At 60.7% G+C, this 11,640-nt stretch carries 11 protein-coding genes; 2 read left to right on the top strand and 9 right to left on the bottom strand.

The genetic code is table 11. From position 1 onward, the window contains the following. Positions 1-23 precede the first annotated feature (23 nt). Positions 24-983, top strand: a complete 960-nt coding sequence (locus AD670_RS26480) for a hypothetical protein (protein ID WP_053139320.1) — start codon at positions 24-26, stop codon at positions 981-983. Between the two features lie 126 nt (positions 984-1,109). Here the strand turns inward: AD670_RS26480 and AD670_RS26475 are convergent, their stop codons facing one another. From AD670_RS26475 to AD670_RS26450, 6 genes are all read right to left on the bottom strand, one after another. Continuing rightward, a complete protein-coding gene (locus tag AD670_RS26475; RefSeq protein WP_053139318.1) occupies positions 1,110-2,045 on the bottom strand; it encodes an NAD-dependent epimerase/dehydratase family protein in 936 nt (311 codons plus the stop codon). After that, on the bottom strand, positions 2,038-3,462 hold the full coding sequence (hldE, locus tag AD670_RS26470) for a bifunctional D-glycero-beta-D-manno-heptose-7-phosphate kinase/D-glycero-beta-D-manno-heptose 1-phosphate adenylyltransferase HldE (protein ID WP_053139316.1): 1,425 nt from the start codon (positions 3,460-3,462) through the stop codon (positions 2,038-2,040). Before hldE ends, AD670_RS26475 begins: the two co-directional genes overlap by 8 nt. 103 nt (positions 3,463-3,565) lie before the next feature. Then, positions 3,566-4,174, bottom strand: a complete 609-nt coding sequence (gene cysC, locus AD670_RS26465; protein WP_053139314.1) for an adenylyl-sulfate kinase — start codon at positions 4,172-4,174, stop codon at positions 3,566-3,568. Continuing rightward, positions 4,167-4,871 (bottom strand): sulfotransferase family 2 domain-containing protein, encoded by a 705-nt coding sequence (locus AD670_RS26460; RefSeq protein ID WP_053139311.1) that lies wholly within the window; start codon positions 4,869-4,871, stop codon positions 4,167-4,169. Before AD670_RS26460 ends, cysC begins: the two co-directional genes overlap by 8 nt. A gap of 152 nt (positions 4,872-5,023) precedes the next feature. Next, on the bottom strand, positions 5,024-6,832 hold the full coding sequence (gene msbA / locus AD670_RS26455) for a lipid A export permease/ATP-binding protein MsbA (RefSeq protein ID WP_053139309.1): 1,809 nt from the start codon (positions 6,830-6,832) through the stop codon (positions 5,024-5,026). Between the two features lie 9 nt (positions 6,833-6,841). Continuing rightward, the gene (locus tag AD670_RS26450) at positions 6,842-8,020 is read right to left on the bottom strand and encodes an O-antigen ligase (protein WP_053139307.1); all 1,179 of its coding nucleotides are present in this window, start codon (positions 8,018-8,020) and stop codon (positions 6,842-6,844) included. 148 nt (positions 8,021-8,168) lie between these two features. On the opposite strand from AD670_RS26450, the gene AD670_RS26445 reads away from it, so the two are divergent. Next, positions 8,169-8,735: a toluene tolerance protein gene (locus AD670_RS26445; RefSeq protein ID WP_172681529.1), complete on the top strand. Its 567-nt coding sequence runs from the start codon at positions 8,169-8,171 to the stop codon at positions 8,733-8,735. Here the strand turns inward: AD670_RS26445 and AD670_RS26440 are convergent. From AD670_RS26440 to AD670_RS26430, 3 genes are read right to left on the bottom strand one after another with little or no spacing between them, the layout of a single operon-like run. Continuing rightward, positions 8,724-9,821: a glycosyltransferase gene (locus AD670_RS26440; RefSeq protein ID WP_053139303.1), complete on the bottom strand. Its 1,098-nt coding sequence runs from the start codon at positions 9,819-9,821 to the stop codon at positions 8,724-8,726. The genes AD670_RS26445 and AD670_RS26440 overlap by 12 nt on opposite strands. A gap of 38 nt (positions 9,822-9,859) precedes the next feature. Beyond that, complete coding sequence (locus AD670_RS26435) at positions 9,860-10,624, bottom strand: hypothetical protein (RefSeq protein WP_053139301.1); 765 nt, start codon at positions 10,622-10,624, stop codon at positions 9,860-9,862. 51 nt (positions 10,625-10,675) lie between these two features. Beyond that, positions 10,676-11,632 (bottom strand): glycosyltransferase, encoded by a 957-nt coding sequence (locus AD670_RS26430; protein ID WP_053139299.1) that lies wholly within the window; start codon positions 11,630-11,632, stop codon positions 10,676-10,678. Positions 11,633-11,640: the final 8 nt, after the last annotated feature.

Here is an 11,640-nt window from a genome sequence, read left to right as displayed (position 1 = left end):
CCCCGTCGCAAGAAGGAGCCGACATGCCGCGAACGCTCATAAGAAAAAACCCCAGCAACTTCAAAACACTGCCGCTGCACGTCGAAGCCACCCCCGAAGGCCTGAGCTACCAGAGCGTGGGCATGCCGCTCAACTTCGCCCAGACCTTGCAGCGCCGCAAACCGGTAGAAGTCCCGGATGCCGAACGCTTCGCCCTGGAGCTGGCGAACCTCGGCGTGTCGGTGCGCCTGACCCTGCATTGGCAAAATAAGGATTACTGGGTACTGGTGCGCCAACGTCGCCAGGACCGTGGCGACGTTGTGCTCAAGCTGATCTCCGGCTACGTCCCCGCCCACGAACTGAACCTGCCGCTGCACACCGCCATCCAGGAGATTGCCGAGGAATGCCTGCTGGAGACCCCGGAAGGCTGGCTCGGCGGGCGCTTCAACGACACGTGGCTGCCGGCCCCCTACTCCGCCGCGCTGCATTACCGCGAAGCCTTGCCGTTTCGCTTGAGCCCTTTGTCTGGCGCCGCACGCCCGGTACGTTGCGCGACCACCCAACTGATCGAGCGCCCACGGGCCTATGTGCATGTACCCACCGCGTCGCTGCAACTGATTTATGACCTGCGCCTGGAAGTCCCGAAGGAAGCCAAATCCCTGAGCCTGTTCCATGTGGACGAGCGCTTGGAAGGCGACCAACTGGTGGCACGCCTGGACCGCCAGCGTCCGGACCTGTACCTGATGCCATTGAAAGACGGCCAGCCGCTCGCCGAGTTGTACACGGTCAAGAAGGACCAACTGTACCCAGCCAGCACCCGCGGCCTCTACCTGGCAGAAAGCTTCGCCCAGCAGGAAGGCTGGCTGGTGCGCGATGAGCGCATTCGCTGGAAGGATTGGGTCCGGCAGCAAGGCCTGGCGGAGCCTGAGAAAGAGTCGAAACTCAAACGCCTGGCGCAACGCATGCTGCGCAAGATCGTGCCGAAGAAAAAAGCCAGCCGCTGAGGGCTGGCATCGATAACGGTAGGAGCGAGCTTGCTCGCGAAAAACGCAAGGGCGCCGCTTTTAATCAGGATACCCGCGTTATCGTTGACGAACTTCGCGAGCAAGCTCGCTCCTACAGGTGAACAGTCAGCCCTTGAGCAACCGCGCCAGGCCCACCTTCAACGGAGTAGGCTCAGGCAGTTTGAAACTGGCCAACAACCGCTGGTTATTCGCCCGCGAATGCCGAATGTCTCCTGACCGCGCCGGCCCGTACGTCACGGCAGGCAACGACCCGACTGCCTCTTCCAGCGCCTGCAGCACCTGCTTGAGGGTAGTGGTGCGATTCCAGCCCACGTTGATCGCACCCAACGGTGCTTGCGGGGCTTCGATGGCCTGCACCAGCACATCCACCAGGTCTTCCACGTACATGAAATCACGGGTTTGCTCGCCATCGCCGAACACGGCAATCGGCACACCCTGCTGTGCACGCTCGCAGAAGATACTGATCACCCCGGAGTACGGCGAGGAAGGATCCTGGCGCGGCCCGAAGATATTGAAGAAGCGGAAGATCACCGGTTCCAGGCCATGCTGGCGACGGTAGAAGTCGAAGTAATGCTCACCGGCCAACTTGTCGGACGCATAGGGCGTCAACGGCGCCTTGGTGGTCTCTTCGTCAATCGAAGCGCCTTCGCCGTTGTTGCCATACACCGCAGCGCTGGACGCGAACACCACACGCTTGACGCCCGCCTGGCGCATCGCTTCGCAGACGTTCAGCGTACCGACGAAGTTGCTCTGGTGCGTGCTGACCGGATCATCCACCGAGGCCTGCACGGAAGCCACCGCCGCCAGATGCACGACTGCCGCAGCGCCCATGGCGGCACGCGCTACCAGTTGCGCATCGGCAACATCGCCTTCAAGCAGTTCGACACGAGGATTGTCCAACGGCAGGTTGCTGCGCTTACCCGTGGACAGGTTATCCAGCACCCGTACCGCGTAGCCCTTGGCAAGCAGCGCATCGACCAGGTGCGAGCCAATAAAGCCCGCGCCCCCCGTGATCAAGACCCACTTTTGAGCCTTACTCATTATTGCGAATCTTATCGACGATGGCGGTGGTCGAGCTGTTTTCAACCAGGCCCAGCACTTTGACCTTGCCGCCGTAGGCGCTGACGATCTCGGCGCCGACCACTTGGTCGACGGAGTAGTCGCCGCCCTTGACCAGCACGTCCGGCTTGACCTGGGCCAGCAGGTTTTCCGGGGTCGCTTCAGGGAAGCTGATCACCCAGTCCACCGCGCCCAACCCAGCCAATACCGCCATGCGTCGGTCGACGCTGTTGATCGGACGGCCAGGGCCTTTCAGGCGGCTGACCGAAGCATCATCGTTGACCGCGACGATCAGGCGATCGCCCTGGGCACGAGCCTGCTCCAGGTAAGTCACATGACCGGCATGCAGGATGTCGAAGCAACCATTGGTAAACACGATGCTTTCGTTGTGAGCACGGGCATCGTCAATCGCCAGCAGCAATTGTTCGATGCTCAGCACCCCACGCTCGGAACCTTCGGAGCGCTGGATCGCCCGGCGCAGCTCAGGGGCGCTGATAGCAGCGGTACCCAGCTTGCCGACCACGATGCCCGCCGCCAGGTTGGCCAGGGCTACCGCGTGGGGCAGCTCTTCGCCAGCCGCAATGGAGGCGGCCAGGGTGGAAATCACCGTGTCACCGGCGCCGGTCACGTCGAACACTTCACGGGCACGTGCCGGCAGGTGCATCGCCGGGTGATCCGGACGCAGCAGGGTCATACCGTGCTCACCACGGGTCACCAGCAAGGCGCCCAGGTCGAGGTCGGCCATGAGCGCCGCGCCCTTGGTCACCAGTTCGTGCTCATCGGCGCAGCCGCCAACGATGGCTTCGAACTCGCTGAGGTTAGGCGTGATCAGGCTGGCTCCGCGATAAATCGAGAAGTCCTTGCCCTTGGGATCGGCCAATACCGGGATGTTCCGCGCCTTGGCGGCCTGGATCAGTTCCTGGTGGTTCTTCAGGGCGCCTTTGCCGTAGTCGGACAACACCAGCACCTTGACACCTTCGAGCAGTTCGTCGACCTGGCCACTGAGGGCCAAAGCGTCGGTGGCGAAGGGTTCTTCAAAATCGATACGCAGCAATTGCTGGTGACGGCTCATGACCCGCAGCTTGACGATGGTCGGCTGGTGGGCAATGCGCTGGAACAACGCACGCACGCCGGCACCGCGCAGGCTGTTGGACAGGCTGTCGGCGGCTTCGTCGTCGCCGGTCACACCCACCAGGGAGGCCGGGGCGCCGAGGGCGGCAATATTGAGGGCAACGTTGGCAGCGCCACCTGGACGGTCTTCGATTTGCTCGACCTTGACTACCGGTACCGGCGCCTCAGGGGAAATCCGTGAGGTACCGCCATGCCAGTAACGGTCGAGCATGACATCGCCGACCACCAAGACAGGGGCTTGATCGAATCGCGGCATGGACAACTTCATGGAGCAACCCACATACAAAATGAACAGGGGCGCGATATTAGCACAGGGTGAGCGCCGCCTAGTTCCAGAGCTTTATCCGCGATGCATCAGCCGGGAAAACTGCTCACTTTTTAAACAGAACCGCCAGGATATGCTCAACCGCGGCGTCCAGCTCGACCTCGTCGGTGTTGATTTCGCAGTCAGCCGCAAACGGTGCCTCATAGGGGCTGTCCAGTCCGGTGAAGGACTTGATGCGCCCGTCCAGTGCCGCGCGGTACAAGCCCTTGGGATCACGCCGGGCACACACGTCAAAGGGTGTGCTGACGTAAATCTCAAAGAATTGCTCTGGCCCAAACAGAGCCCTGGCGGTCGCCCGGTCGACGCTGAACGGCGAGATCGCCGAAACAATGACGATCAGGCCCGCGTCCACCATCAGCCGCGCCACTTCGCCAATACGCCGGATATTTTCCTTGCGCGCCGCATCACCCATACCCAGGTCATTGCACAGGCCCGCGCGCAGATTATCGCCATCGAGCACGTAGGTGTGCCGCCCCTGCTCGTTGAGCTGCACTTCCAGGGCGTTGGCCAGGGTCGACTTGCCGGACCCGGACAGCCCCGTCAGCCATAGACAGCACGGCTGCTGGTGCTTGAGCGCCGCCCGTGCGGCCACCGACAACGACAGTGCAAAGGGACGGATGGCGGTGCAACCGCCGGCGAGCAACTGGCTATTCATAGCCCAATACCTCGTAGTCACGTTGATAGGCACGCCGGACCAGACGCCGCGTGCGCGAGGAGCAAAAGTCCCTGACCGGCTCGTTGCGACGGCCCAGTGAAACATTCAGATGTGGCAGGGATGAGTCCACGCCGAGGCGTTCGCACAGGTGCTGGAAGTCTTGCTGCAAAGACTCCTGGCGCCCGAGAAAGTCCATGGCCATTTGGCCCATGTGATCGACCAGGAAGTCGGTCTGGGGAGCAAAGTGCAATTGCCGCCGCAGGTTGTCCGGGTGCAGCCAGCCGGCGACGAAATGGTCGAAGTCGCGGTAGCTGGAAACCAGCGACTGGGCTTGCAGGTCGCGAGCGCCCATATGGTTGCCGCGCAAGTAGGTATAAGCCGAGTAAGCGCGCTCCAGAGGGTCGCGTACGAAAGCAAATTTGAAGCTGCGCTCGCAGTGTTGGGGAAATTGCTGCTCATACCAGTAATACGGCAAGTGCCCGGGCCAGCGCCCATCGAGCAGTGCCGAGCACACGCTGCTGCCGGCGCATTTGGGCACATGGATGAATATGCACTGGTGTCGCTCGAAGGCCGGGTTAAGCGTTGCCACCCCAGACAGGGACTTGTTCACCGCCTGGCGATCCACCACCGACAAACGCCCCAGCAGAAACACCCTCTGGTGCTTGGGAAGCAGCTTCCACAGTAGACGTTGCAACATTCCAATACCCACGCAAGAAGGTTAGCCCTCTCGTTCGTCATTCGAATCGAGAAGGCCAACATAACAAACGACAGGCGCTGGATTATTTGGCTTTGGTCAAGGGTGTAAGCGGCTCGATACAAATCACGGGGCGCATTGCACGCCCCGGCGCATCAGGTGATGTTGTTCGCCACCGGCTCGTCCAGCCCCATGGCGTGCAGGCGCGAGTAATAGCCGCCCTTGGCCAGCAGCTCGACATGCGTACCACGCTCGACAATTTCACCGTGGTCCATCACCAGAATCAGGTCGGCTTTCTCGATGGTGGACAAGCGGTGCGCAATCACCAGGGTGGTACGGCCTTTCATGACCTTGTCCAGTGCGGCCTGGATGTGCCGCTCGGATTCGGTATCCAGGGCCGAAGTCGCCTCATCGAGGATCAGCAGCGGGGCATTTTTCAGCAGGGCCCGGGCGATTGCCAGGCGCTGACGTTGACCACCGGAAAGCAGCACGCCGTTTTCACCGACTTCGGTGTCCAGGCCTTTTGGCAGCTCGGAAATGAAGTCCATGGCGTAGGCGTCAGCGGCAGCTTTCTCGATGTCGGCACGCGGCGCATCGGCCAGGTCACCGTAGGCGATGTTGTTGGCCACGGTGTCGTTGAACAAGGTCACATGCTGGGTCACCTGGGCCACGTGCCGACGCAGGTTACGCAAGCGATAGTCTTCGATCTCGACTTCGTCCAGCAGGATTTCCCCGGTTTCGTGATGGTAGAAACGCGGGATCAGGCTGGCCAGGGTTGACTTGCCGCTGCCCGAACGCCCGACCAGGGCGATCATCTGCCCAGGCGCTGCGCTGAAGCTGATGTTCTTGAGCACCTCACGCTCCGCGCCTGGGTAGGTGAAGCTCAGGTTGCGTACGTCCAGGCGACCGCTGACGCGATCACGCTCCACAGTGCCGCTGTCGACTTCGGGCTCTTCATCCAGCTGTTCGAAGATGCTCTCGGCACCGGCTACGCCTTTCTGGATCGTCGAGCTGACTTCCGACAGTTGGCGAATCGGCTTGGGCAGCAGGCCCGCCGCAGTAATGTAGGCCACCAGGTCACCTGCCGTGGCTTCACCGCGCAGCAGCAGCACCAGAAACATCAACGCGGCCATGGCCGTGTAGATGACCAACTGCAGCATCGGCGTGTAGACCGCGCCGGTCTTGTTCATACGCAGTTGCTTGTCGGTGTTGCCCTGGCTGGCAGCGGCAAAGCGGCGCTCTTCGTAGCCTTCGCCACCAAAGCTGCGCACTACGCGGTAGCCCTGGATGGTCTCGGAGGCGACGTGGGTCACGTCGCCCATTGCAACCTGGATCTTCTTGCTCTGCTTGCGGAATTTCTTGCTGGTGCTGCCGACCATGATGGCGATCAGCGGCAGGATTGCCAGCATCACCAGGGTCAGTTTCCAGTTCATCCACAGCAGGTAGCCGAACAGGAACACCACCGTCAGGCCTTCGCGGATCACCACCTTGATTGCATCCGTGGCCGCACCGGTCACCATGGTCACGTTGAAGGTGATACGGGAAATCAGGTGCCCGGAGTTATGGGTATCGAAATAGCGGTTAGGCAACACCAACAGTTTGTTGAACAACTGGACCCGCAGGTCGTGTACCAGCCCCAGGGAAACCTTGGCCAGGTAGTAGTTGCCCAGGAAAGAGCCCAGGCCCTGCCACGCGGCGATCAGGATGATCAGCAGCGGCACGGCCATCAGCAACTTCAGGTCCTTGAATAACGGGATCTTGGGCAGGAACACCACATCGGGGTTGCTCAAGCCATCCACGAAGTACTTGAGAATCCCCGCGAGCATTGGCTGGGTCGAAGCGAAGATCACGAAGCCCACGATACTCAGCAGGAACATGCCGAGGTACGGTTTCACATAGCCCAGCAGCCGGAGATAAATTTTCAGGCTGGATTCCTGGTCCGCTTTGGGCGGTGCGTCACTCATGTGTCGAGCTCACTGATTGGGTAGGACGCGAACTTTATCACACGCGTCAGGTTTGGCCCGAGCCCAGACCAAAACACTGGCCAGCGCAATCGGCAGCCAGGAGATAAACCACTCGGCCCGTGGCGTGCCGGTCAGGCTGGCGGCGTCGAACTGCATGGCCAGGAATGAAAACACCCACATACCGATGATGCCCTTGCCGTAGAGGGTGTCGCGGGCCTTCCAGGCCTTCCACAGCACACCGAACCACAGGCCGCACCACAGCAGCAGGCCCGGCAGGCCCAGCTCGATGCTCACGTGAGTGAACAGGTTGTGGGAGTGATCAAAAAAGAGGTTATCGGCAAATACCTTGTAATCCCCGCCCAGCCCCAGGCCAGTCCAAGGGCGCTCGCTGATCATTTGCAGGGCGGCCATGAAAATCTGCGGGCGGTAAGACACGCCACGGGCCAGCATCAGCGATTGCATGGCGAAGAACACTGCCAGCGCCGCGATGACCGCGCCAATCGCAAGCACTGCGCTACGGCGGTCACGGCACCAGGCGGGCATGGCCACCACCGTCAGCAACAAGGCCAGTGCGGCACCACGGCTTTGGCTCAACACCACGAAGAGCCCGAGCAGCCCGACGGCCAGCACCCAACCCACTTGCATCCAGCGCCCACGGGGAACCCAGTGCAGCAGCCACACAGCAGCGAGGCCAATCACATAGGCGCCCAGGATCGGATGGCCCAATTGGCCCAGGCCAGCGAGGCGAGCGGTCCAGAGATTATGCTCAACGCCATAGAACTTGATGATTGCCACCAGCGAGGACAGCGCCAGGCCAAGGCCGCCCCACTGCATCACACGAATGACGCGCTCAGTCTGCCCACAGGCAAACACCGGGAAAAACAGCAGGAAAACACCGATATACAGCAGGCGCTTGGCCTCGCGGGACGGGTCTTCGACATTGGTCCATAACAGGCTAATCAAGCCCCAGACAGCGAGCGCAGCGACCATCAGGCACAGCCAGCGCTGTTCGCGCCAGACCTCCTTGAGACGCTCACGCGCCGACCAGGCAAACACCATTGCCGGCAACCACAGAAACAGCGTCAAGCCTTGTTGATAGATCTTATTGGTCGGCGCGAAGGCAATAGCCAACAAAAACCAAAGTAACCCGAAAACCATCCATACCTGCGCCCAACGACTTGCTTGCATCACCCGCTCCTGAATACGTTCAACCCGCCAACCCGGCATGGTTAAAACCCAAAACTTTCGGCATTATTACCGATCACTGTGCCCGCGACTCCCACAAGGCTTTCCGACGATGCAATGTTCAAGGCTTTCCCAAGCCGATTTAACCGCGATGATTGAAGGTGCCAAAATCCTCGAAAAGGACAGCTATGGCCCCAAAGTCTACCTGCTGACCGACGGGAATATCCTCAAACTGTTTCGCCGCAAGCGCCTGTTCTCGTCCGCGTTGTTTCGTCCGTACTCCAAGCGTTTCATCGACAACGTGGCGCAGTTGCAACAGCGTGGCATCCCGACCATGACCGTGCTTGCGTTCTTTCAACTGACAGCGCCCGGCATGACCGCCGTACTCTACCGCCCCCTGCCGGGCGAAACGCTGCGCCAGATTTCCAACCGCGAAGGGTTCGACTGGCACACCAACCTCGACCCGCTGGTGGCCCTTATTCGCCGCCTGCATGGCGCGGGTATCTACTTCCGTTCGTTGCACCTGGGCAACATTGTCGTGACACCCGACAATCAAATGGGCCTGATCGACGTAGCCGACATGCGCTTCCTGCGCGCGCCCTTGAACCCGGAACTGGCGCGGCGCAACCTGCAACACTTCGCGCGTTATATTGCGCGCGAGAAGCTGAACGAACGCTTTCCAATGCAAGCACTGGAACAAGCGTTGTCAGCGGCATGAGAACAGCCGCCGGGTGGTTTCAGTGAAGTCGTTCCAGGCTTGCTCCGGCGCCAACGCCTGCGACTGAGCCTCGACAACCTGCGCGCCGGAGCTCACGAAGGCGCGCGTCAGGAGGTCACCCCAGGCCGCAGTGCTGTCGGCAGGCGCGTACCAGCCGGCATCCCCCAGCTGTTCGCGAAACACCGCCAACTCGCTGGTCAGCACGGGCACACCGGCCATCACCGCCTCTTGCAGGATCAGCCCCAAGCCCTCTTCCGTCGACGGAATGGCCACCCAGTCAAATGCCCGATACAGGGTCGCCGCATCAGGAAGATGCCCCGGCAAGGACACCTTGCCACGCAAGCCAAGCGCCTCGATGCGCGCTTCAAGCCCAGGCCTCGCGGGCCCTTCGCCGAGAATCACCAGGCGCGCATCCGGCTGGTCGGCCGTGGTACCGGCAAAGGCCTCCAGCAAACAGGCAAACCCCTTGCCGTCTACCAGTCGACCTACCGCACCCACCACCGGTGAGCCCTCCAACGGCAATCCCAGACGGGATCGGGCCTGCTCGCGGGAAAGCGCGGCGGCGCGAAAAACCGTAGGGTCGAAGGCACTGCGCAGCACCGCCACGGGCCGCTGCAGGTAACGTTCAAGGCCGCTGGCGAGGGTTTGCGACACCGCAGTCAGCGTCAATTGCGACGCCGGGAACTGCTCGAAAAGCTTCTGATCAGCTTTGCGCAAACGCGTGACCCCATGAAAAATCACCACGGCCCGCACCTGCGGCAGGTGCTTGAGCACCGGTAAAAGTACCCGCGCAACACCGATGCCATCCAGCAGCACAACCTGCACATCCTCAGGCAGGGCCTTCTTGAAACGCGCACGCAGCCAGGGCATCAGCCACTTCCACAGGTGCCGCCCCTTGAGCCTGGCAGATGAGAGGTTCCATTCGACGGCCTGTTCAACCAGGCCATCGCTCCCGACCACGCTGCCTTGAAGCAACCAGGTGTGAACCGCTGCATCGCTGTCGGCATGGGACAATATTTGCTGATGAACCTTCTGCACCGAAGCGAATGCAGAGCCACCAGCCCACATGATGTTGAGAATACTCATCGAAAAAACCTTATGGGTGTTGGTGCGGCTCGTCGTACTTACCGATGGATCAACCAACCGATACCGACCCCCAGGATCAGCATGACTGCCAGTTTGACCCGTTCTCTCCGCTTGCGCCGCGCTTTGGTCAAGCGCTCCTCTGCCGTGGCCACATGCAGGCCGAAGCCAGTGTGCAAAACGGCATCGCCTTCGAGGGTAACGGCGGCCAGGTTCAACTGCGCGTAACGCCTGGAAAGCCCCTTCTCACCCTCGAACTCGGCATAGGGCGCACATAACCAATATTCCTTGATACGCCGCAGGCCCGGGTTCAGTGAGAACCCCTGCCACTCAGGCTTATCGGACAGCAAGGGATAACAAGGCACCCCACCCACTACCTCACGCGCCCCCAGATGGATATAAGGGCTGTGCACCTGCAAATCGTAGACGTAATTACGCAGCCAGACTTGGAGAATATCGGGGCGCTGCTCCAGAACCGTCTTGGAGTCTTCGACAAAACCGGGTCGATAAAATGCCCAATCATCTTCGCAATGGAATATGTACGGGGTTTTGACCAACCCATAGGCCAGATCGATGGATGCCAATTGCCCCAGCTTCGGGCGGTTGATCAAGAACGTGCAATGACTGAGCCAATGCTCAGGAATCGCCAGGCGCACCGCGTCATCGCCAGAGTCCTCGGTAATGAAGACTTCGCGGATGTCCGCCGTATTGAACAGATCGAAGCTCGCGAGCGTGCGCTTCAACAAATCGAAGCGACCACAACTGGTCACCACGAGCGTTATATCGCTTAGAGCGGAGAATTGCATTCAAGCCTCAACAATATCATAAGGCCACTATTTGCGGCCACCTGGCAGATCTCACACGCCCAGTTTCAAGCGCAACCTTTCCAGCAAACTCAACGGTGCTCGAGGCCGCAGCGGCGGCTTGAGCACCTCGACAATGCGCTGGCCGATGCGTGCAAAGCTGAACTGGCTGACCGCGAGGTCTTGCCCGTTGCGCGCAATCTCGGCTGCCAGCTGAGGGTTGGATCGCAACAAGGCGAGTTTTTCCTGCAACTGGGGAATGTCTTTGTAGAACACCACATTGACCATGTCCTGGAAGCCAAGCGCTTGGTTTTCCGCAGCGCCTTGGTCAAACGCCAGCAGCACGCAACCACAGGCCATGGCTTCGAAGTTCTTGATCATGTACTCGCCCATGCCCACGTCGGCACTGACGAAAAAGCGAATCCGGTTGAGGGTCGCGCAATACTCCTCACCCGATTTGGTGCGCGTGACCACCAGCGGCTCAACGCGGGCCAACTCATCGAGCAACGCCTTGCGACCGCTATAGGCCACGCTGTTGGTGCTGCCGACAAACGCCAGCTCTATGTCGCGCTCCAGGCCCTGGGCCTGCAACAGCGCCTGATCGTAGCCCTTGGGCACGAACACCGCATCGAAACCTTCCGCGCGCAGTCGCTCGGTCACCATATGGCCCGAGCTGATCACCCGTGCCCACGGCAAGCGGCGGTAATGGGCGCTGAACTTGCCGGTGTATTTGCAAGGAATGTAATTCTGGTAGGCGTCGTGCTCGAGGATCACCAGGTTCGGGATCGTACGGATAAACCCGGCCTGGCGAATTTCCTGTTTGAACCGCAGGAAGAATACGATGCGGTCATAACGGCTCACGTCGACTTCGCGCCTGAAGTAAGCGCGCAGGTTGCGCTGCTCAGCACTGCTCAGCCAGCGGGTATCACACTCGCAGTGCTGGGCAATGCCTTCGTACAAGCGATCCAGAATGGCGCGTTGTTCTTTTTGCACCAGAAACAAAACTTTCATGACCTTCC

The organism is Pseudomonas sp. MIACH (assembly GCF_001269925.1).
Classification (GTDB): Bacteria; Pseudomonadota; Gammaproteobacteria; order Pseudomonadales; family Pseudomonadaceae; genus Aquipseudomonas.
The sequence above is the reverse complement of the archived record's forward strand: the minus strand, read 5'-3'. Positions and strand labels throughout refer to the sequence as shown.